Genomic DNA, 20,554 nt, shown 5'->3' with positions numbered 1-20,554 from the left:
TCAGACGTGGTGGAAGTCTTCAGAAGCACAACGCGGAACGAAGGGCGGACGCCACCTGATCAGCCGCGGCCCGGGCGGCGTCGATGGTGGCCAGCTTCCGGGCGAAGCCGTGGTTCACCCCCATGTAGCGGGTGTGCACCACCGGGACACCGGCGGCGATCAGCGCGTTCGCATAGTCCGCACCCTCGTCGCGCAAGGCATCGTACTCCGCGGTGATCAGCAACGTAGGCGGCATTCCGGACAGATCGGCCACGGCGAGCGGGGACACGTCCGGGGTGAGCCGCTGCACCGGGTCCGGCACGAACGTCTCCCAGGCCAGCTTCATCGACGCGCGGTCCAGGCCGTAGCCGCCGACCTCGTCGTAGGACTCGGCGGAGGTGAGCGGGTCGAGCGCCGGGTAGATCAGCACCTGGTAGTCGAGCGGGGTGGCGGCGTCGCGCTGCCGGCGGGCGGTGACCGTGGCGAGCTGGCCGCCCGCGCTGTCGCCGCCGATCGCCAGCCGGGAGACGTCCAGGCCCAGCTCCGCGCCGGAACGCCGCAGGTAGGACACCACGGTCGCGGCGTCGTCGAGGGCGGCCGGGAAGACGTGCTCCGGGGCCAGCCGGTAGCCGACCGAGACCACGGCGCAGCCGGAGCGCTCGGCCACCCGGCGGCAGAACCGGTCCACGGTCTCGATGCTGCCGTAACACCAGCCGCCGCCGTGCAGGTAGACCAGGACCGGGGTACCGGTCCTGGTCGCGTAGAGCCGGCAGGGCACGCCGTCGGCGTCGAAGTCGGCGACGACCGGCAGCGGCAGCGCCGGGCCGGTCTCCGCCTCGTTCGACTCCTCCATCGCCGCCCGCGCGCCCAGCAACCGCTGGTACGGGTCGGCGGCGAGCTCCTCAGCCGTAGGCCGCCGCCGCAGTTGCGCGGCGGCGGTCACCTGTGGGTGCAACATCAGTCAAGCTGGGCCAGGACGAGACCGCCGCGAGCCTTCGGGGTGAACCAGGTGCTCTTGCGGGGCAGCTTCAGCCGCTCCAGGTTCACCTCGACGAAGTCGTCCACGGTGACCGGGGCGATCAGCACGGCCAGCTCGGCACGGCCGGCGTCGACCTCGCCACGCAGCCACTCGACCGGGTAGTCACCGCCGATGTAGGCGATCCGCTTGTCGCCCGGGTCCAGGCCCAGCGTGTCGCGCAGCATGACGCGTTCCACCAGGGCGTGGTCCAGGTTCTCCACCGAGGTCCCGGTCGGGTTCGGCGGCAGTCCGACGGCGAACGAGCGGCTCTTGGCGTACATCTCGATCGTGCCCTTGGCGGGCAGCTGCGCGGCGCGCGGCAGCTCGGTGACCGTCGCACCGGCCGCGCGAAGCCGGTCGAGAAGCTCGTCGAGCGCCGTGGGCAGCTCGCTGACCAGCCGGTTGTAGGGCTGGATGGCGACCGACGCGGGCGTGGTGACGACCGCCAGGAAGCGCGGCAGGCCGCCGGTCTGCGCGGCGAGGCTGCGGTGGTTGCCGTCGGCGACCACCAGCTCGCCGCCGCCGGCCAGCTCGAGCAGCCGGTCCTGCAGCTCCCCCGGGCCGATCTCCCAGATGGCGTGGGTGCGCCCGGTCGGGTCGAGGTCGGTCGCGGCGGGCTCGCCCGCCGCGTCCGCGGCGTCGGCGAGAGCGGCGTGCAGCTCCTCGCCCTTGCCGGTCTGCAGCAGGAGTACGGGTGAGAGCAGCGTCTGCAGCGCGTCGGCGAGGGCGACCCGTTCGCGGACCTTGCTGATGAAGACGTCCTCGTTGCGGATCACCAGGCCGGGCTCGTCGGCGCTGGTGGAGATCTGCGCGGTCTCCACCATGGCCCACAGCCCGTAGCCGGGCGCCTCGCCCGGCGCGGTGATGCGGTAGAGCACCACGACGTGCTCGGCGGGGCGGTACCGGCCCTCGGACTTCTCGCGCTCCAGCCGGACCACAGCGTCCGGGAGGGCGTCGGAGAAGGACTTCCCGAGCGAATCGGGAGCGAGGTGCGGCATCTCGACGGCCAGCGCGCTGTGCGGGTTGGCCGTGATGATCTCGGTGATTTCGGCGTCGTCGGCGAACTCGTCATAATTCTGGGCCCCGGTACCGCCATTGGTGATCCAGGCCCGGCTGATCGGGTGCACGACCGTCATGGGGGGCAACTTACCCGGCGTGCCTGCGGTGCCTACCAACCGGCATGTTCCCGCGTGACCTGCTCAACTGGGCCATGCGATGTGGATTGACCGGACGCGCGGCCGGAGAGGCCGTCACCGTCACCGGCGGGGCCACCATGACCGCCACATCAGGGGGCAGATCAGCCCAAACGCCGCGCTGGACGCTGATGCTCGATCCGATCGGCTCGCTCTCCGGCATGCCCGCCTCCGGGTTGGATGAGGTGTACATCACCCCATCCAACGACCGGCAGGTTGCAAGGAGGTGCCTCAGTCGAAGATCGGACCGAGGTCGCGACTGCGCTTGAGCTCGTAGAACCCCGGGGTGGCGGCGACCAGCAGGACACCGTCCCAGAGCTTGCCGGCCGCCTCGCCCTTCGGGGCCGGGGTGACGACCGGGCCGAAGAACGCGACGGTCTCCCCCGGGTTCGGGCCCGGCGCGTGGATGACCGGGGTGCCGACGTCGGTGCCGACCGGCTTCATGCCGGCGTTGTGGCTGACCCGCAGCGCCTCGTCGTAGCGGTCGGTGTGCGCGGCGGCGGCGAGCGCCGGGTCGAGGCCGACCTCGGTCAGCGCCTCACGGAACAGCTTCTCGTCGTCGATCTCGTACTTCTGCAGGTGGATGCGGGTGCCGAGGGCCGTGTAGAGGTCACGCAGCACCTCCGGACCGGCGGTCTCGGCGGCGGCGATGCAGACCCGCACCGGCCCCCACCCCTTGTCCATCATGTCCCGGTACTGCTGCGGGAGCTCGTCACGGCCCTCGTTCAGCACCGAGAGGCTCATCACGTTGAAGCGGACGTCGAGGGGGCGGACCTTCTCCACCTCGAGCAGCCAGCGGGACGTCATCCAGGCCCAGGGGCAGAGCGGGTCGAACCACATGTCGACGGTGGCGCGTTCAGTCATAGCTAGATCTTCCACCCGGATCGGTACCCGGTCGGGGTGAGTTCCGTCGCCGCAGGCGCATAGGCTTCGAACAAACGCAGTCAGCTCGAAGGAGAGTGCACGTGGCCGGTGTTCACAACCTGACCCAGGTCGAGGCTGCGGAACGTAGCCGATTGCTCGAGGTGACCGGGTACGACATCACTCTGGACCTGACCGGTTCCGACACTTTTCGATCCACGACGGTGGTCACCTTCCGGTGTGCCGAGCCGGGGGCCGCGACGTTCATCGAGGCGGCCGCCGCCTCGATCCGTTCCGCGACCCTGAACGGCGCCCCGGTCGACCTCACCGGCTGGTCCCCGGAGAACGGCCTGCCGCTGTCCGGGCTCGCCGCCGAGAACACGCTGGTCGTCGACGGCGACTTCAAGTACTCGGCGAGCGGGCAGGGCCTGCAGCGCAGCCTGGACCCGGTCGACAAGGAGGTCTACCTCTACAGCCAGTTCGAGACCGCGGACGCCCAGCGGACGTACGCGTGCTTCGACCAACCCGACCTGAAGAGCGTCTTCACCTGGCACGCCACCGTGCCGGCGCACTGGAAGGTCATCTCCAACATGCCGGTGGACCGCGAGGAGGCGGCCGGCGACGGCGCCAAGGCGGTCCACTTCACCACGTCGCCGCGGATGAGCACCTACATCACGGCGATCTGCGCCGGGCCGTACCACGAGGTCCGCGACTCGCACGACGGCATCGAGCTGGGCGTCTTCTGCCGGGCCTCGATGGCGCAGTACCTGGACGCCGACGACCTGTTCCTGATCACCAAGCAGGGCTTCGACTTCTTCCACGAGCAGTTCGGGGTGCGTTACCCGCTGCCGAAGTACGACCAGCTCTGGGTGCCGGACTTCAACGCCGGCGCGATGGAGAACTTCGGCTGCGTCACGCACGCCGAGTCGCACTACATCTTCCGCTCGCAGGTCACCGACTACGAGTACGAGCAGCGGGCCAACACGATCCTGCACGAGCTCGCCCACATGTGGTTCGGTGACCTGGTCACCATGCGCTGGTGGAACGACCTGTGGCTCAACGAGTCGTTCGCCGAGTGGGCCAGCCACTGGTGCAACACCCACGCCACCCGGTTCACCGACGCCTGGTCGACGTTCCTGTCGATCCGCAAGTCCTGGGGTTACCGGCAGGACCAGCTCTCCTCCACCCACCCGGTCTACTGCGAGATGCCGGACCTGGAGGCGGTCGAGGTCAACTTCGACGGCATCACGTACGCCAAGGGCGCCAGCGTGATCAAGCAGCTGGTGGCGTACGTCGGGCTGGACCCGTTCCTAACCGGCCTGCGGGCGTACTTCGCCAAGCACGCCTGGGGCAACGCCACCTTCGACGACCTGCTCACCGAGCTGGAGTCGGCGTCCGGCCGGGAACTGCGCAAGTTCGCCGCGCAGTGGCTGGAGACCGCCCAGGTCAACACGCTGCGCCCGGTGGTCGAGCTGGACGCCGAGGACCGCTACACCAGCGTCGTGGTCACCCAGGAGGCGCCGGCGGACTACCCGACGCTGCGCACCCACCGCATCGGCATCGGCCTCTACGACCTCGACGGCGACCGGCTGGTGCGCCGGGAACTGATCGAGGCGGACGTGGCCGGGGAGCGCACCGAGATCGCCGCGCTGGCCGGGGTGAAGGCGCCGGACGTGCTGCTGGTCAACGACGAGGACCTGACGTACTCGAAGTTGCGGCTGGACGAGCGGTCGCTGAGCGTGCTGGTGCAGCACATCGCCGGCTTCGAGTCGGCGCTGCCGCGGGCGCTGTGCTGGGCGGCCGCGTGGGACATGCTGCGCGACGCCGAGTTGGCGGCTCGCGACTACGTGGCGCTGGTCTGCGCCGGCCTGCCCGCGGAGACCGACATCAACCTGACCACCGCCACGCTGCGGCAGGCGGCCATGTCGCTGACCAGCTTCGCCGACCCCGCGTGGGCGCCGACCGGATGGGCGATGCTGGCCGACATGGCGAAGACCCAGCTGGCCGCGGCCGAGCCGGGCAGCGGCTGGCAGCTCACCTGGGCGCGGGCGTTCATCACCGCGGCGCGCACCGACGAGCAGGCCGCCGAGCTGCGCGGCTGGCTGACCGGGGAGACCCGGCCGGCCGGTCTGGTGGTCGACACCGAGCTGCGCTGGAGCCTGCTGCAGGCCCTCGCGTCGCTCGGCGCCGCCACCGAGGAGGAGATCGACGCCGAGCTCGACTCGGACCGGACCGCCAGCGGCGAGCGGGAGGCGGCGATCGCCCGTGCGCTGCTGCCCACGCCGGAGAACAAGGCGCGGGTGTGGGCCGAGCTGACCGGGCCGCAGGCGCCGCCGAACTGGCTGAACCGGTCGCTGCTGCAGGGCTTCCAGAGCACCCGCCAGGTGGCTCTGACGGCGCCGTACGCGAAGAAGTTCTTCGAGGTGGTGGGTGACGTGTGGGCCCGCTCGGACAGCGAGCCCGCGCAGGAGTTCGCCACGCTGGCGTACCCGGCGTACCAGATCGGCCAGGAGACCGTGGCGCTGACCGACGCCTGGCTGAGCCGGGAAGGCCAGCCGGCGTCGCTGCGCCGGCTGGTGGCCGAGGGCCGCGACGGCATCCTGCGGGCCATGAAGGCGCGCGAGAAGGACCGCTCGGCAGGTTGATCCATATGGTGGAAAGCCCCACTTCGGTGGGGCTTTCGCACTTTCCGTGACGTAACCGACACTTTCCGAGTAGGCTGGCACTCCGCGGTGATGGAGGTGGCCTGTGACGATGCTCAGCCAGGGTGCCCCGGTGCGGTGGATCGCGCCGGAGGGCCGGTGGACCGAGCCCGACCTGCATCTGTTCCCCCAGGACGGTCACCGGTACGAGATCGTCGACGGCAGCCTGCACGTCACCCCACCGATGGACGGCGACCACGACCTCCTGGTCGAGGCGGTCGTCGGCGCCCTGCGGGCGGCGGCGCCACCCGGCTGGTGGGTGTGCGCGCGGCTCGGCATCGAGATCGGCAGCAGCAACGTGGTGCCCGACGTGACCGTGCTGCGCCCGCACTCGTCCGGCGCGATCTGGGTCGACCCGGCCGACGTGGCGCTGGTGGTGGAGATCGAGTCCGAGGAGACCCGGCGTTACGACCGGCTGCTCAAACCGGATCTGTACGCGACGGCCGGCATCCCCGCCTACTGGCGGGTGGAGGCCGGCCCGGTGCTGCGGGCGCACGCGCTCGACGGCGACCGGTACCGGCCGGCGAAAAGCGTGGAAGGCGCCGAGCAGGTGAAGCTCGACGCCCCCTATCCGATCCGGATCACTCCGGCGTCGTGGCGGTGAGCCGCTAGGAGCGGCCCGCGTGGGTGGCCAGCTGGTCGATGCCGATCAGCAGGCCCCCGGCCAGGTCGCCGCCGGCGAACGAGGCCGCCATCGACAGGCCGGCGAGCTTCGCGTCGCGGTCGGAGATCCGCTTGCGCGCCTCGGAGCCCGTGACGATCTCCAGCTTGCGCTGGTTCGGCGAGACCGCGATCAGCACCGACCGCTGGTGGTTGCGGGTCTTGCGGTGCAGCTCCTCAGCGGCGGCCCGGACCGGCTCGCCGAGCTCGCCCAGGTAGATGCTGAAGTTCAGGCCGGTCGCCTGGTCGGCGATCCGGAGCGCCTCGTCGAGGCGGAGCAGCTGCCGGGTCGTGAAAGGACCCTCGGCCGGCTGCTCCAGCGGGGTGACCTCACCAACTGTCACTTGCGCCTCCTGTCGGGCCGGGCCGGACCGGTGCGCCGGAGCTGTCCTCGATGACCAGCCCGTGTGGTCCGTCCGCCGCCGGGGCGACCCGCTCCGGGGCAGCGGTGAACCACATCGCCGGGAAGTCGTACGGCCGGCCCGGGCGGTATCGCCGGTCCGGTTTCGACCTGTCGGAGCCACTGAGTACGAGCGCCGCAACCGCCCCGATGACCGCGGCCGGAATGATCACAAAGACCAGAACGGTGCTGATTACAGACAACTGAACGCCCCCAGGCGCCGGTGATCCCTTGATTCTGAACAACAATCACGGTAGCGGAGCGCGACTCGTGTCGGACCGTCGGGTCTCGAACCGGGGTCTCACGCCGTCGGGATCTACGCGGATTGTGCCCCGAGGTGCGAAAATCACCCTCACGCGCCGTCCGCGTCTTTTCCGCCGCGGAGGGCAGGAGGGGGTCCCATGCGCATGTCCGTCCCCGCCGCCGCGGCGGCACTCGTGGCGGGTCTGGCCGTCCCGGCGGTGCCCGCCCTGACGTCCGTCACGGCCGCGCACGCCGCTGCCGTGTTCGTGGAGCTCAACCCGAGCACCGTGCCGGCCGGGGAGGACCTCTCGCTGCGGGCCTCCTGCGCCGACAACCTGAAGCCGGCCACGGTGACCGCCGAGCCGATCGGCGAGGTGACCGTGCAGCCCGAGTTCGGTTTCCTGACCGCGACCGTCCCGGTGCCCTCGGACACCGATCCGGGCGACTATCCGGTGGCCCTGCGCTGCCCCGACGGTGGCGGCAACGCGACGGCCACGCTGCACGTCGTCGCGCGGGTGGAGCCGGCCCGCGGCCCGGCCACCGGTGGCGGTGGGACAGCATCGGACGCGACGGGGCCGATTCTGATCGGCGGTGGCCTGGCGGCGATCGCGGCCGGGCTGACCCTCGCGTTCGCGTCGTTCCGCCGCCGGCGGGCCGGCTGAGGCCGCGATGACGAGCGGAGCGGGCCGGCGGGTGCCGAGGTCGGTGCAGCAGAAACGGCCGGCACAGGTGATCAGCGCCCCGCCGCCCGGTGTGGTGACCGGGCCCCTGCCGCCCACCCCGAGCACACCGGGACGTTCGCCCTTTCGGGTGCCGCGTCCCCGGCCCGGCCCGATTCCGCGGCCGCTGCGCGGGCGCCGGGCCGGCCCGGTCGGGCTGGTCGCCCTGGCGCTGCTCTTCGTCGGGCTCTTCTGCGTCGGCATGGGACTGGGCGTGGCGACCGGCTTCGACATCGGCGGCCTGTTCCGCGGCCCGGACGAGCCGCCGCCGCGCGCCTTCCCGGTGCTCGACCCCAGCCGGCCGGAACGACTGGAGATCCCGTCGCTGGACGTGTCGGCGCCGATCCTCGAGGTGGGCCTGGCGAACGACGGCTCGGTCGACGTGCCGCCGCTGAAACGGCACAACGAGGCCGGCTGGTTCGACGGCGGGCCGACGCCGGGGCAGTTCGGCCCGGCGCTGATCGTGGGGCACGCGGACACCCGGACCGGGCCGTCGGTCTTCCACGACCTGCACCGGATGAGGCCGGGCCAGGAGATCGAGGTGACCCGGGCGGACGGCTCGCTGGCCATCTTCGAGGTGAACTCGGTGGAGACCTTCGACAAGGACCGGCTGCCGGTGGACCGCGTCTACGGCGATTACAGCCGGCCCTCACTGCGGCTGATGACGTGCGGCGGGAAGTGGCTCGGCGGCCGGGAGGGCTACGCCGACAACGTCATCGTCTTCGCCTCGCTGGTCGACTCGATCCAGGGCTGAGCCCGATCGCGGGCTCAGAAAAAGCGGCTTACGCCGCCTCGGCCTCCAGCGTCGCGGACGGCAGGTCCAGCCAGTCCATCCACCGCGGATCCGGGGTACGGTGCCCGAGCACCCGCCAGGCCACACCGCGCGGGGCAGCGGGCAGGGCGTGCAGCCGCCAGCCGAGCTCGGCGGGGGTCTTGTCACCCTTGCTGTGATTGCACTTGGCACACGCGGCCACCACGTTCTCCCAGGCGTGCAGACCGCCCCGGCTGCGGGGGAAGACGTGGTCGATGGTCTCGGCGGAACCGCGGCAGTAGGCGCAGCGGCCGCCGTCGCGGGCGAAGACAGCCCGGCGGGAGAGCCCCACATGCGTCCGGTACGGCACCTTCACATACCTCGTCAGGCGGACCACGGAGGGAACCGGGAGGGACTGGTGCGCGCTGTGCAGCATGCCGTCCCCGTCGGAGACGCACTCGGCCTTGGCGGTCAGCAGCAGGATGGTCGCCCGACGCACCGATACGACGCACAGCGGCTCGTAGGTAGCGTTCAGCACTAACGCGGAAGAGCCCACTGTGGGTCGTATGTCAGGCATCGCGATCACCCTTCCGGTGTCAGTTGCTTGTAACCGCTCCCGTAGCCCATGCGTGTGTGATCCGCGCCTCGCTCCCGAAGCCCGTGCGCCAATAGTCCCTGATGAATAACCAAATTGCGAGCACAATCTGTGGCCGCGGGGTAAACGTCTGAGGTCTCCCGGCGGCCGGACCCGGTACCTTGAGTTCCCGTGTTCCCTCTTGCCCCCGTGACACCGGCACCCCCCAAGCCGAGCAGCACTGTCGACGTCTTCGTGACACCGGACATCTCCGAGTCGTGCAAGGCCGACGCGCTGTGCAGCCAGATCTTCGAATGGACCGGCAACCAGTGGCTGGCCTCCAGCAGCTACGTCGTGTTCATCAAGCCGCTGCGGATCCTCGGCATCATTCTGGTCGCGATGCTCATCCGCTGGCTGCTGCATCGCGGAATCGACCGGCTGACCCAGAGCAGCTCGCGCGCCGCGATGCCGGCGCTGCTGAAGCCGCTCAAGGAGAAGGTGACGGTCACCGCCGAGGAGGGACAGTTCATCCCGGAGCGGCGCCGGCAGCGGGCCGAGGCGATCGGCTCGGTGCTGCGCAGCTTCGTCAGCGCGGTGGTCTTCACCATGGCCGGGCTCCTGGTGCTCGGCGAGCTCGGGTTCAACCTGGGCCCGCTGCTGGCCAGCGCTGGCATCGTCGGCGTGGCCATCGGTTTCGGCGCGCAGAGCCTGGTCAAGGACCTGATCGCCGGCCTGTTCATGCTCCTGGAGGATCAGTACGGCGTGGGCGACACGGTCGACCTGGGTGAGGCGACCGGCGTGGTGGAGAGCGTCGGCCTGCGGATCACCACGGTCCGCGACGCCCGCGGCGTGCTCTGGTACATCCGCAACGGCGAGATCATCCGGGTCGGCAACAAGAGCCAGGGCTGGGCCATGGTCGTGATCGACATCCCGATCGGCTTCGTCAACTCGGAGGAGGCGGTCAGCGTGCTGAAGGCCGCGGCGGAGGGCGTGGCGGCCGAGCCCGAGCACCAGACCGAGTTCCTGGAGCCGCCGGAGGTGGTCGGGGTCGAGCAGCTGACCGTGGACGGCGCGGTGATCCGGACCATCGCGAAGACCACCGCGGACAGCCAGCCGATCGTTCAGCGCGAGCTGCGCCGGGCGCTGACCGAGGCGCTGGACGCCTCCGGCATCTCGGAGCGGATCGCCGCGTCCCGGCTGGGCCCGCGCAGCGCGATCCCGCCGGCGTGGCTGAACGGACCTTCAGGCGCCGAGCAGCACCCCGGAGGGGCTACCTGACCTGGGCCTAGGCGACCGGAAGCGTTTCCACCCTCGACCGAATGGCCGATTTTTGCCCTAACCGCCCTAGCAAACACTCGGACGATCGGGCAGAATCCGCTACAGATTCTGCACATAAAAGCACGTTCGCGTCCGGACCGCCCAGGGCGCGACCGGCCTTCGTCGGCTCTCGACGATCGTCGACAGCGATGGAGGGCTTGGTGTCCGAAGACCCCGCACGGCCGGGTAGCACGGCCGACGAGGTGACTGACAGTGAGCCTGCGGTCACTTTCCGCGACGTCTTCGGGGTGCGGGAATACCGGGCGCTCTACCTCTCCACCCTGGTGAACTGGATCGGCGACTACCTCTCGCGGGCGGCCGTCACCGTTCTGGTCTACCAGCAGAGCGAATCCGTGCTGCTCTCCGCGGTCTCCTTCGGGATCGGGTACCTGCCCTGGCTGTTCGGTCCCCTGCTGGCCGCGGTCGCCGAGCGGTACCCGTATCGAAGGGTGATGATCAGCTCGGACCTGTGCCGGATGGTGCTGATCGGGCTGCTGCTCATCCCGGACCTGCCGGTCCCGGTGATGCTGGCCCTGCTCCTGCTCTCCAGCCTGGGCGCGCCGCCGACGCAGGCGGCGCGCTCGGCGCTGCTGCCGATGGTGGTCGGCCGCGAGCGCCTCGCGCTCGCCCTCGCGGTCAACCAGACCAGCGGGCAGGCCGCCCAGGTGATCGGCTATCTGGCCGGCGCCACCCTGGCCGTGGCGCTGAACCCCCGGATCGCGCTCGGCATCGACGTCGCCACCTTCGCCCTCTCGGCCCTGCTGATCGCCGCCGGCGTCCGGCGCCGGCCCACCGCCTTCGCGGCGGCGCAGCGCACCCATCTGCTCGAGGAGACCGCCGAGGGATTCCGCCTGGTCTTCGGCCATCCGGCACTGCGCTCGATCGTCATCGTGGTGTTCACCATGACGATCTTCGCCATCGTCCCGGAGGGCCTGGCCGCCGCGTGGGCCGCCGAGGGCACCTCCGATCCGGCGTCGCGCGGGCTGAACCAGGGCATGATCATGGCCGCCGGGCCGTTCGGTTTCGTCATCGGCGGCATCCTGTTCAACCGGCTCGTCCCGGCCGCCCGGCGGACCCGGCTGATCCCGGTGCTCGCGGTCCTGCCACCGCTGTTCCTGGTCCCGTCGCTGGCCGGGCCACCGGCGCCGCTCGTCGCCCTGATGGTGCTCTGCTCCGGGGTGGTCCAGGGCGCCCTCATGCCGACCCTGAACGCGACGTTCGTGCTGGCGCTGCCGCAGCACTTCCGGGCCCGCTCGTTCGGCGTGGTCAACAGCGGGGTGCAGCTCAGCCAGTTCAGCGCGGTGATGATCACCGGCACCCTCGCCGACCACTTCTGGCTGCCGATGGTGGTCGGCCTCTGGAGTGTCGGCGGCACGCTCGCGATGGTGGTGCTCGCGGTCAACTGGCCGAGCCCGAAGACGTTCGCCGACGCCGTCGACGCGGCGGCCACGGCCGAACCGCCCGTCACGCCCGAGCGGCCGACGACGAGCGTCACACCGGAGCGGCCACAGCCGAACCGCTGAACCGCGGGACGGGCTGGCAGGATGGAACGGTGAGCGCACCCGTACCGGAAGAGGTCAGCCTGTTCGCCGCTGTCGGTGGCGAGCCCACGTTCCGGCGCCTCGTGGACAAGTTCTACGAAGGTGTCGCGCAGGACCCGCTGCTCCGCCCGATGTACCCGGAGGAGGACCTGGGACCGGCTGCCGACCGGCTCACGCTCTTCCTCATGCAGTACTGGGGCGGCCCGAACACGTACTCGGCGTCTCGCGGGCACCCCCGGCTGCGGATGCGGCACGCGCCGTTCCGGGTCGACCCGGCCGCGCGCGACGCCTGGCTGCACCACATGCGGGTGGCCGTCGACTCGCTCGGGCTGGCCGAGCCGTACCACTCGGCGCTCTGGGATTATCTGGAGCGCGCGGCGTACTTCATGGTGAACACCATGGATCCCGCGGAGCCCGCTCACTAGTTCGTGTCGCGTTCGCCGGTGGCTCGTTGATCGGATTGTCACTCACGATCCCGGGAGAGCCGTCTGATGCGTCGCCGTCTGTTCGCTGCCGCCGCCGTGGCGGCCGTCGCCGTTCCGGCGGTGGCTGCCACCCCACCCGCGGTGGCCGACCGTGCCCATTCGTCGGTGGTCTCCACCAACCCGGTCGACTACACACCGCACGTGCTGGACGGCACGGTTTGGGCGCTCGCCCTGATCGGGGACACCGTGGTGGTCGGCGGGGCGTTCACGAAGGTGACCGACAGCAGCCGCCGGCAGACGCTGGCGCGGAAGAACATCTTCGCCTTCGGCCTGCACGACGGCGCGATCCGGAGCTTCGCTCCGCAGGTGGACGGCGCGATCTACTCGCTGGCGGCAGGCCCCGACAGCACCGTGTACGCGGGCGGCGCCTTCAAGACCGTGAACGGCAGCGCACAGCGCGGGATGACCCGGCTCTCGGTGCGCACCGGCGAACGGATCGGCTCGTTCGCCGCCAAGGTCAACTGGGGTGACGTGCGGGCGCTGGCCGCCCGCGGCGACCGGCTCTACGCCGGCGGGACGTTCTCGGCCGTCAACGGCGTCCCGCGGGTCGGCCTGGCCCGGCTCAACGCCCACACCGGACGGGTCGACCCGGGCTTCGACGCCCGCCTCGCCGGCCCCGGCCTCAAGCGGACCCGGGTCGAGCACTTCGACGTCTCCCCGGACGGGCGCAAGCTCATCGCGATCGGCGCGTTCCTGCGGGCCGGCACCAGCGACCGTACGCAGATCGCCCTGTTCGACGTGGGCGGCCCGGCGGCGCAGCTGACCACCTGGTACACCGACGCGTTCAAGCCGCCGTGCATGAAGGGCTTCGACACCTACCTGCGGCAGGTCAAGTTCTCGCCGGACGCGTCGTACATCGTGGTCGCCGCGACCGGGCGGGCCTCGTCGGCGCAGAAGCTGTGCGACTCGGCCGCCCGGTTCGAGACGCGCACCGGCGGGCGGCACAACCCGACCTGGGTGCAGCGCACCGGCGGTGACTCGCTCTACGCGGTCGCGATCACCGGGCCGGCCGTCTACCTCGGTGGGCACCAGCGGTGGTTCGACAACCCCTACGGTACGGACGGCAACGGCCCCGGCCCGGGCGCCGTGTCGCGGCCCGGCATCGGCGCGGTGAACCCGAGCACGGGCAAGGCCCTGCCGTGGAACCCGACGCGCTCGCGCGGTGTGGGCGTGCGCGCCTTCCTGACCGCGCCCGAAGGCCTGCTCGTCGGTTCCGACACCGACCAGCTCGGCCGCGAGTACCACGGCCGGATCGGCATGTTCCCGCTGAGCTGACGGGCTCGCCTAGAGCAGAGCGCCTTCGTCGTGCAGCCAGTCGACGAAGGAGGTGGCCACCGCCGCGCCGCAGTCGAGCAGCTCCACGAGCAGCGCGTCGTGCGCGCCCGCGGCGAGTGGCACCTGCAACTCGGCGTATATCGGCAGCTGGCCCCGCTCGGTCGGGTCGCCCACGTAGGCCTTGCAGAAGCGTCGCGTGTGGTTCCACTCGTTCACCACGCGGTAGGCCCGGTCGGCCCAGTCCGGGGGGACCGTCGCGTGCGGCCGGGCCCGCATGACCAGGATCTCGTCGTCCGGGCCCTCGAGGGTGAACAGGACGGCGTGCCGCTCCCACATCGCCAGCAGACTGCCCCCGCCGTCGGCGAGGAACCGGATGTCGAGCAGGTCGAGCGCCTTGCCGACGCGCGTGAGCGACACCGGCGTGACCGAATCGGAGGCTGAGGCCCCCGGCAGATCGCTGGTCGTGGACAGTTCGGACGGAACTCCGGCACGGCCCGGCTCGCGTTGGGCCGGGACACCGACGCGGACGGTGCTCTGCACCGCAATCTCGCCTCCGGCATCCGGCTCGTCATCCGCGGCCGAACCCGGACGCCATGACCACCACGGCATCGTGTGCACCTCACTCCCCAACAGACCCCCAGCCGGACGTTGCGGGGGATCCGAGGGCCGACGGTACCCGTCCAGTACCTGATGGTCATCCCCCCAACCGGAGGGCGGGACCGGAAGGACTATCTGGCCTCACCCTTTCGGGTGACTCGCCATCGGAGTAACGGTCAATTTATGAACGCTCTGTCGCCAAGCTACTCCATATGGTGCAGAAATTCCCACCCAGCTGCCGGCGGTCCGGACTCGCGCCTCGGTGGTCTCCACATTCGCCGGACCCAGGAAACCCATCCGGGCGACGGCCTGCACGAGACGCTGGGAAACCTGCACCGGGGCGCCGTCCTCCGGGGTGACGACCAGAGCGACGTGATCGAGCAGGGCGTCGCGGACCGCGCGCTGCCCGACCGCGCGGCCGGACATGCCGCCACTGGAGATCTCGCGCAACGTGCCCGCCGCCGCGGCCGCGAGCTGGGCCAGCTCGGTGCCCGAGATGGACTCGACGGCCCGGCTCGCCGGCGGCGGCAACGGCCAGCGCCACTGCGTGTCGCGCCGTTGCGGCAGCGTGTCGCCACCGGCGGCCAGCACCGCCAGCAGCTCGGCGGCCGAGACCGTCGCATCGCCGGGGCCGGGGCCGGCCACCTCACGGGTGACCAGCACGTCCCAGGGAAGGTGCGCCCAGAGCGCGGTCCGGCCGCCGGCCGAGCGCAGGCGCACCGGCGCGGCCGGGTCCAGCCGGGTGAGCCGGGCCAGGAACGCTCCTGCGTCGGGAACCCCGAGCAGGCCGTGCCCACTCATGACCGGCCGCCGGCGGCATCAACCGCGGTGTACGGCTTCAGGAAGTCCCGCTCCGCGTCGGAGAGCCGTCGCGGATGGCCCTTGACCAGGTTGTACGGCACACAGACCGACTTCGCCCGGCTGGCCAGCACCCCGTCGTCGAACAGCTCGTAGGACACGGTGAACGCCGCGGCGCGCAACTCGGAGACCCACATCTCGATGCGCACCGGGTCACCGAAGTCGACCGGCCGCACGTAGTCGATCTCGTGCCGGGCGATCACGATGCCCTCCTCGAAGGAGCCCAGCCCGTGCTTCTTCGCGCCGACGAAGAACATCGCCACCCGGGCCTCCTCGTAGAGAGTGAGGAAGCGGGCGTTGTTGACGTGCCCGTACGCGTCCATGTCGGACCAGCGCACGGGCACGTCGTAAACGAAGCGCCCGTTATCAGTCACGGGTGAGCTTGCGGTAGGTGACCCGGTGCGGGCGGGCCGCCTCCGCACCCAGCCGGTCGATCTTGTTCTTCTCGTACGCCTCGAAGTTGCCCTCGAACCAGAACCACTTGTCCGGCTCCTCCTCGGTGCCCTCCCAGGCCAGCATGTGCGTGGCGACCCGGTCGAGGAACATCCGGTCGTGGGAGATGACCACGGCGCAGCCGGGGAACTCGAGCAGCGCGTTCTCCAGGCTGCCCAGGGTCTCGACGTCGAGGTCGTTGGTCGGCTCGTCGAGCAGGATCACGTTGCCGCCGATCTTCAGCGTCATCGCGAGGTTCAGCCGGTTGCGCTCACCGCCGGAGAGCACCTTGGTCGGCTTCTGCTGGTCCGGGCCCTTGAAACCGAAGGCCGCGACGTACGCCCGGGAGGGCATCTCGACCTTGCCGACCATCATGTGGTCGAGCCCGTCGGAGACGACCTCCCACACCGTCTTGGTCGGGTCCAGGCCGGCCCGGCTCTGGTCGACGTACGACAGCTTGACCGTCTCGCCGACCCGCACCGAGCCGGAGTCCGGCTGCTCCAGGCCGACGATGGTCTTGAACAGCGTGGTCTTACCGACACCGTTCGGGCCGATGATGCCGACGATGCCGTTGCGCGGCAGCGAGAACGACAGGTCGTTGATCAGCGTCCGCCCGTCGAAGCCCTTCACCAGGTTGTTGACCTCGATGACGGTGTTGCCCAGACGCGGGCCCGGCGGGATCTGGATCTCCTCGAAGTCCAGCTTGCGGGTCTTCTCCGCCTCGCTGGCCATCTCCTCGTACCGCTCCAGACGCGACTTGCTCTTGGTCTGGCGGGCCTTGGCGTTGGACCGGACCCACTCGAGCTCCTCGGAGAGGCGCTTCTTGAGCTTGGCGTCCTTGCGGCCCTCGACCGCGAGACGGGCCGCCTTCTTCTCCAGGTAGGTGGAGTAGTTGCCCTCGTAGCCGATCGCCCGGCCGCGGTCCAGCTCGAGGATCCAGCCGGCCACGTTGTCCAGGAAGTACCGGTCGTGGGTGATCGCCAGGACGGTGCCCGCGTACTTGGCCAGGTGCTGCTCCAGCCAGTGCACGGACTCGGCGTCCAGGTGGTTGGTGGGCTCGTCGAGCAGCAGCAGGTCGGGCGCCTCGAGCAGCAGCTTGCAGAGCGCGACCCGGCGGCGCTCACCACCGGAGAGCTGGGTGACGTCGGCGTCCGGCGGCGGGCAGCGCAGCGCGTCCATCGCCAGCTCCAGCTTGGAGTCGATGTCCCACGCGTCGGCGTGGTCCAGCTCCTCCTGGAGCTTGCCCATCTCCTCCATCAGCTCGTCGGAGTAGTCGGTGGCCATCTGCTCGGCGATCTTGTTGAACCGCTCCAGCTTGGCCTTGGTCTCCGCGACCGCCTCCTCGATGTTGCCGAGGACGGTCTTCGCGTCGTTGAGCGGCGGCTCCTGCGCCAGCATGCCGACGGAGTAGCCGGGCATGAGCCGGGCCTCGCCGTTGCTGGGCGTGTCGAGCCCGGCCATGATCTTGAGCAGGCTGGACTTACCCGCGCCGTTCGGGCCGACCACACCGATCTTGGCGCCCGGCAGGAAGCTCAGCGTCACGTTGTCGAGCACGACCTTGTCGCCGTGCGCCTTGCGCGCCTTTTCCAGGACGTAGATGTACTGGGCCACGGTGTGCCCTACCTCCGAGATCGTCGTTGTCAGTCTTCAGGCCGCTCATGGGCGGCGGGTGGGACGGTGGGATGGCGGTGCCGGAATCAAAGGACAATCTTTCCAGGTGCCCCGCCGCTGCCGACAACTACCCCGCGGTCAGTCGCCGATCACCTTCTGCACCTCCTCGCTACCGTCCGCGTAGGAGATCAACAGCCGCTTCCGGTCGACCGAGAAGATGTTGCCGTCGTAGGCCTGCGCCACGTACCGGCTCTCACCCTCGCGCCACACCTGGCTCAGGAACAGGGCCGTCTTGCCCTCGACCCACACGGCGCCGGTGCCGCCCTTGTTGGCGTGGTAGTAGAGCCCGCCGGCCTCGTCCTGGCAGATCCAGACCACGGTCTTGCGCTCGGTGCGCACCCGCAGCACCTCGCGCAGCTCGCCGACGGCCTGCTGCTGGCGACCCACCTCCTGGGTCTGCTCCGGGCAGCGCCCGGTGGTGGGCAGCAGCGACACCGAGGGACTGGGCGTCGGCTGGGGCTTCGCCCGGGTGCTCTGCTCGCCGAGCAGGTACCCACCCGCCAAGCCGATGATCGTCAACAGCGCCGTGGCGATCACCACAGGAAAGAACAATGGCCGCTGCCGCTGGGAATGATCATCGAGGGGAGTCACCGGCACAGGATGGCACCCGCACCCGAGCCGGTCCATCACAGTCCTTTGGACCGCCGGTGAAACACGGGAGCTTACGGCCAGTAGGCTCGCGGTGGGAACAGAAACCACTCGGAGGTGTACTCAGCGTGGCCCAACGAAGTTCCTTCGTCGTCGTCGCCAACCGTCTGCCCGTGGACGAGGTGACGTCGCCGGACGGTGAAAAGCAGTGGCGGCCCAGTCCAGGAGGCCTGGTCACAGCCCTGCATCCGGTCCTGACCGAGCATCGCGGCACCTGGATCGGGTGGGCGGGCGGAGACGGCCCGGCGCCCGAGCCCTTCGAGCTCGAGGGCATCCACATCCATCCGGTTCCGCTCAGCGCCGAGGAGCTGGAGCGCTACTACGAGGGCCAGTCCAACGCCACGATCTGGCCGCTGTACCACGACGCGGTCGAGACCCCGGTGTACAAGCGCCGCTGGCGCGAGACCTACCGGGTGGTCAATCAGAGGTTCGCGCAGGCCGCCGCGGAGGTGGCCGACGAGGGTGCCACCGTCTGGGTGCAGGACTACCAGCTGCAGCTGGTGCCGGCCATGCTCCGGGAGATGCGGCCGGACCTGAAGATCGGGTTCTTCCTGCACATCCCCTTCCCGCCGATCGAGCTGTTCATGCAGATGCCGTTCCGCGCCGAGGTGCTGCGCGGTCTGCTCGGCGCCGACCTGGTCGGCTTCCAGCAGCGGCTCGCCGCGCAGAACTTCGTGCGGCTGGCCCGGCACCTGCTCGGCCTGCGCTACGAGGGCCAGTCGATCCAGGTCGACGGGCGCAAGGTCAAGGCCGGCGCGTTCCCGATCAGCATCGACACCGCCGGCATGGAGAAACTGGCCGCCGACCCGGCGGTGCAGGCCCGCGCCAAACAGATCCGCGCCGAGCTGGGCGACCCGGAGACGGTGATCCTCGGCGTCGACCGGCTCGACTACACCAAGGGCATCGAGCTGCGGCTCAAGGCGTTCCGCGAGCTGCTCGCCGACGGCAAGCTGAAGGTGGGCAAGGCCGTCATGGTGCAGGTCGCCACGCCCAGCCGGGAGCGGGTGGAGCACTACCAGACGCTGCGGGTCAAGGTCGAGCGCGAGGTCGGCCGGATCAACGGTGAGTTCGGCAAGGTCGGCGTGCCGGCCGTGCACTATCTGCACCAGTCCTACAGCCGGCAGGAACTGGCCGCGATGTACGTGGCGGCCGACGTGATGATGGTGACCCCGCTGCGCGACGGCATGAACCTGGTCGCCAAGGAGTACATCGCCTGCCGCGGCGACACCGGGGGCGCGCTGGTGCTCAGCGAGTTCGCCGGTGCAGCCACCGAGCTGCGCCAGTCGTTCCTGTGCAACCCGCACGACCCGGACGGGGTCAAGGACGCCCTGCTGCGGGCCGTCGGGGCGGAGCAGCCGGAGCTCAAGCGCCGGATGCGGGTCATGCAGCGGCACCTGCGCACGCATGACGTGGCCCGGTGGGCGCGGACGTTCCTCGAGGAACTCGCCGGCGCCGAGGAGAAGGACACCGAGCCCGACCGGGACATCGAGCCCGCATGACCGGGCGGGAGCGCCGGGCGGTCCGCCCGGCGCTCCCCCGGCTCACTCGACTGCCGGGCTGATCTCCGCGCCGACCGCGACCACCTCGCCGATCACGACGACCGCCGGCGGCCGGATCCCGGCGGTCGCCACCGCCTCGGTCACCTCGCCCAGCGTGCTGCGCAACGACCGCTGGTGAGCGGTGGAACCCTCCTGCACGACCGCGACCGGTGTCTGCGCCGAGCGGCCCTCGGCGATCAGGCGGGCCGTGATCGCGGGCAGGTTCTTCAGGCCCATCAGCACCACCAGGGTGCCGCGGAGCCGGGCCAGCGCCGCCCAGTCCACCAGCGAGTCGCGGTGGTCGGGCGGGATGTGGCCGGAGACCACGGTGAACTCGTGCGCCACCCCGCGGTGGGTGACCGGGATGCCGGCCAGGGCGGGCGCGGCGATCGAGCTGGTCACCCCGGGCACGATCACGACCGGGATGCCGGCCTCGGCGCACGCGATGGCCTCCTCGCCGCCGCGGCCGAAGACGAAGTTGTCGCCGCCCTTGAGCCGGACCACGAACTTGCCCTGCGAGGCCCGGTCGACCAGGATCCGGTTGATCTCCTCCTGGGCGGCGGACGGCCCGTACGGAATCTTGGCGGCGTCGATCAGCTCGACCTCGGGACGCAGCTCGCCGAGGAGGACGCCCGGGACGAGCCGGTCGGCGACCACGACGTCGGCCGCGGCGAGCAGCCGGCGGCCCTTGACCGTGATCAGCTCCGGATCACCGGGACCGCCGCCGACCAGGGCCACGCCCTTGAACTCGGGTGAGGCGGGCGGGGCGGCCTCGAGCGCGTGAGCGACCAGGTCACGGACGGCCATCGCGCGGCGGCGGTCACCACCGTCGGTCACCGCCACGGTCACCTGGCCGTGCCGGGTCACCGCGGGGGTCCACGCCGTGGCCGCGTCACGGTCGTCCGCTCGTACGCAAAAGATCCGATGCTCGTCGGCGGCCTCGCTGACCTGCGCAGCCGCCTGCGGGTCGTCGATCGCGACATGGACCAGCCAGGCGCCGGCGACGCGACTGGGGGCCGGCGAGCATGCTGGGCAGCATCCCGATCGCGTACGCGACGACCGCGGCGGCCGCCGTCACGCCGACCCCCCGCC

Annotated in this window: 19 protein-coding genes and 1 pseudogene; 9 read left to right on the top strand and 11 right to left on the bottom strand. The window is 70.8% G+C overall.

The window, feature by feature from the left end; genetic code table 11:
• Positions 1 to 19: 19 nt before the first annotated feature.
• The 3 genes from AB0F81_RS34795 to AB0F81_RS34785 form a co-directional block, all read right to left on the bottom strand.
• Positions 20 to 937, bottom strand: a complete 918-nt coding sequence (locus AB0F81_RS34795; protein WP_360204149.1) for an alpha/beta hydrolase — start codon at positions 935 to 937, stop codon at positions 20 to 22.
• Positions 937 to 2,133, bottom strand: coding sequence for a DUF1015 family protein (locus AB0F81_RS34790; RefSeq protein WP_360204147.1), 1,197 nt, complete (start codon positions 2,131 to 2,133; stop codon positions 937 to 939). The genes AB0F81_RS34795 and AB0F81_RS34790 overlap by 1 nt, the downstream gene beginning before the upstream one ends.
• Before the next feature lie 288 nt (positions 2,134 to 2,421).
• Positions 2,422 to 3,054 (bottom strand): disulfide bond formation protein DsbA, encoded by a 633-nt coding sequence (locus tag AB0F81_RS34785; protein WP_360204146.1) that lies wholly within the window; start codon positions 3,052 to 3,054, stop codon positions 2,422 to 2,424.
• Between the two features lie 101 nt (positions 3,055 to 3,155).
• Here AB0F81_RS34785 and pepN point away from each other — a divergent pair, with 101 nt between their 5' ends.
• Complete coding sequence (gene pepN / locus AB0F81_RS34780; protein WP_360204144.1) at positions 3,156 to 5,696, top strand: aminopeptidase N; 2,541 nt, start codon at positions 3,156 to 3,158, stop codon at positions 5,694 to 5,696.
• Between the two features lie 109 nt (positions 5,697 to 5,805).
• On the top strand, positions 5,806 to 6,357 hold the full coding sequence (locus tag AB0F81_RS34775) for a Uma2 family endonuclease (RefSeq protein ID WP_360204176.1): 552 nt from the start codon (positions 5,806 to 5,808) through the stop codon (positions 6,355 to 6,357).
• A 4-nt stretch (positions 6,358 to 6,361) separates the two neighbouring features.
• Here the strand turns inward: AB0F81_RS34775 and AB0F81_RS34770 are convergent, their stop codons facing one another.
• Positions 6,362 to 6,757 (bottom strand): DUF5130 family protein, encoded by a 396-nt coding sequence (locus AB0F81_RS34770; RefSeq protein ID WP_360204143.1) that lies wholly within the window; start codon positions 6,755 to 6,757, stop codon positions 6,362 to 6,364.
• Between the two features lie 457 nt (positions 6,758 to 7,214).
• On the opposite strand from AB0F81_RS34770, the gene AB0F81_RS34765 reads away from it, so the two are divergent.
• Both AB0F81_RS34765 and AB0F81_RS34760 read left to right on the top strand, forming a co-directional pair.
• Complete coding sequence (locus AB0F81_RS34765; RefSeq protein ID WP_360204141.1) at positions 7,215 to 7,718, top strand: hypothetical protein; 504 nt, start codon at positions 7,215 to 7,217, stop codon at positions 7,716 to 7,718.
• A gap of 7 nt (positions 7,719 to 7,725) precedes the next feature.
• Positions 7,726 to 8,529, top strand: coding sequence for a class F sortase (locus AB0F81_RS34760; protein WP_360204139.1), 804 nt, complete (start codon positions 7,726 to 7,728; stop codon positions 8,527 to 8,529).
• Positions 8,530 to 8,557: 28 nt separating this feature from the next.
• On the opposite strand, the gene AB0F81_RS34755 is transcribed toward AB0F81_RS34760, so the two are convergent.
• Positions 8,558 to 9,103: an HNH endonuclease gene (locus AB0F81_RS34755; RefSeq protein ID WP_360204137.1), complete on the bottom strand. Its 546-nt coding sequence runs from the start codon at positions 9,101 to 9,103 to the stop codon at positions 8,558 to 8,560.
• A gap of 207 nt (positions 9,104 to 9,310) precedes the next feature.
• On the opposite strand from AB0F81_RS34755, the gene AB0F81_RS34750 reads away from it, so the two are divergent.
• From AB0F81_RS34750 to AB0F81_RS34735, 4 genes are all read left to right on the top strand, one after another.
• On the top strand, positions 9,311 to 10,378 hold the full coding sequence (locus AB0F81_RS34750) for a mechanosensitive ion channel family protein (protein WP_360204135.1): 1,068 nt from the start codon (positions 9,311 to 9,313) through the stop codon (positions 10,376 to 10,378).
• Positions 10,379 to 10,620: 242 nt separating this feature from the next.
• Positions 10,621 to 11,940 (top strand): MFS transporter, encoded by a 1,320-nt coding sequence (locus AB0F81_RS34745; RefSeq protein WP_360204133.1) that lies wholly within the window; start codon positions 10,621 to 10,623, stop codon positions 11,938 to 11,940.
• A gap of 29 nt (positions 11,941 to 11,969) precedes the next feature.
• Complete coding sequence (locus AB0F81_RS34740; protein WP_360204131.1) at positions 11,970 to 12,383, top strand: globin; 414 nt, start codon at positions 11,970 to 11,972, stop codon at positions 12,381 to 12,383.
• A gap of 66 nt (positions 12,384 to 12,449) precedes the next feature.
• Positions 12,450 to 13,718: a delta-60 repeat domain-containing protein gene (locus tag AB0F81_RS34735; RefSeq protein WP_360204129.1), complete on the top strand. Its 1,269-nt coding sequence runs from the start codon at positions 12,450 to 12,452 to the stop codon at positions 13,716 to 13,718.
• 9 nt (positions 13,719 to 13,727) lie between these two features.
• On the opposite strand, the gene AB0F81_RS34730 is transcribed toward AB0F81_RS34735, so the two are convergent.
• From AB0F81_RS34730 to AB0F81_RS34710, 5 genes are all read right to left on the bottom strand, one after another.
• Positions 13,728 to 14,327, bottom strand: coding sequence for a YbjN domain-containing protein (locus tag AB0F81_RS34730; protein WP_360204127.1), 600 nt, complete (start codon positions 14,325 to 14,327; stop codon positions 13,728 to 13,730).
• Between the two features lie 129 nt (positions 14,328 to 14,456).
• The gene (locus AB0F81_RS34725) at positions 14,457 to 15,116 is read right to left on the bottom strand and encodes a hypothetical protein (protein ID WP_360204125.1); all 660 of its coding nucleotides are present in this window, start codon (positions 15,114 to 15,116) and stop codon (positions 14,457 to 14,459) included.
• Complete coding sequence (locus tag AB0F81_RS34720) at positions 15,113 to 15,511, bottom strand: thioesterase family protein (protein ID WP_360204123.1); 399 nt, start codon at positions 15,509 to 15,511, stop codon at positions 15,113 to 15,115. Before AB0F81_RS34720 ends, AB0F81_RS34725 begins: the two co-directional genes overlap by 4 nt.
• Positions 15,512 to 15,539: 28 nt before the next feature.
• Positions 15,540 to 17,216 (bottom strand): energy-dependent translational throttle protein EttA, encoded by a 1,677-nt coding sequence (gene ettA / locus AB0F81_RS34715; RefSeq protein ID WP_360204121.1) that lies wholly within the window; start codon positions 17,214 to 17,216, stop codon positions 15,540 to 15,542.
• Between the two features lie 138 nt (positions 17,217 to 17,354).
• Positions 17,355 to 17,867 carry a hypothetical protein gene (locus AB0F81_RS34710; RefSeq protein ID WP_360204120.1) on the bottom strand — a complete coding sequence of 171 codons (513 nt, stop codon included), beginning with the start codon at positions 17,865 to 17,867 and terminating at the stop codon, positions 17,355 to 17,357.
• A gap of 125 nt (positions 17,868 to 17,992) precedes the next feature.
• On the opposite strand from AB0F81_RS34710, the gene AB0F81_RS34705 reads away from it, so the two are divergent.
• Entirely contained in the window at positions 17,993 to 19,423 is a 1,431-nt protein-coding gene (locus AB0F81_RS34705; protein ID WP_360204118.1) for a trehalose-6-phosphate synthase, read from the top strand.
• A 42-nt stretch (positions 19,424 to 19,465) separates the two neighbouring features.
• Here the strand turns inward: AB0F81_RS34705 and cobA are convergent.
• A pseudogene (gene cobA, locus AB0F81_RS34700) lies at positions 19,466 to 20,467 on the bottom strand (uroporphyrinogen-III C-methyltransferase); the annotation flags it as partial.
• Between the last annotated feature and the right edge of the window lie 87 nt (positions 20,468 to 20,554).

It is taken from the genome of Actinoplanes sp. NPDC024001 (genome assembly GCF_040638955.1).
Lineage (GTDB): Bacteria > Actinomycetota > Actinomycetes > Mycobacteriales > Micromonosporaceae > Actinoplanes.
The sequence above is the reverse complement of the archived record's forward strand: the minus strand, read 5'-3'. Positions and strand labels throughout refer to the sequence as shown.

What these genes read in the sequence shown, in the direction of transcription:
- AB0F81_RS34735 (WP_360204129.1), top strand. Translation starts at nt 12,450, where the DNA reads ATGCGTCGCCGTCTGTTCGCTGCCGCCGCCGTGGCGGCCGTCGCCGTT.
- AB0F81_RS34775 (WP_360204176.1), top strand. Translation starts at nt 5,806, where the DNA reads ATGCTCAGCCAGGGTGCCCCGGTGCGGTGGATCGCGCCGGAGGGCCGG.
- AB0F81_RS34755 (WP_360204137.1), bottom strand. Translation starts at nt 9,103, where the DNA reads ATGCCTGACATACGACCCACAGTGGGCTCTTCCGCGTTAGTGCTGAAC.
- AB0F81_RS34725 (WP_360204125.1), bottom strand. Translation starts at nt 15,116, where the DNA reads ATGAGTGGGCACGGCCTGCTCGGGGTTCCCGACGCAGGAGCGTTCCTG.
- AB0F81_RS34760 (WP_360204139.1), top strand. Translation starts at nt 7,726, where the DNA reads ATGACGAGCGGAGCGGGCCGGCGGGTGCCGAGGTCGGTGCAGCAGAAA.
- AB0F81_RS34765 (WP_360204141.1), top strand. Translation starts at nt 7,215, where the DNA reads ATGCGCATGTCCGTCCCCGCCGCCGCGGCGGCACTCGTGGCGGGTCTG.
- AB0F81_RS34795 (WP_360204149.1), bottom strand. Translation starts at nt 937, where the DNA reads ATGTTGCACCCACAGGTGACCGCCGCCGCGCAACTGCGGCGGCGGCCT.
- AB0F81_RS34790 (WP_360204147.1), bottom strand. Translation starts at nt 2,133, where the DNA reads ATGACGGTCGTGCACCCGATCAGCCGGGCCTGGATCACCAATGGCGGT.
- AB0F81_RS34730 (WP_360204127.1), bottom strand. Translation starts at nt 14,327, where the DNA reads ATGCCGTGGTGGTCATGGCGTCCGGGTTCGGCCGCGGATGACGAGCCG.
- AB0F81_RS34785 (WP_360204146.1), bottom strand. Translation starts at nt 3,054, where the DNA reads ATGACTGAACGCGCCACCGTCGACATGTGGTTCGACCCGCTCTGCCCC.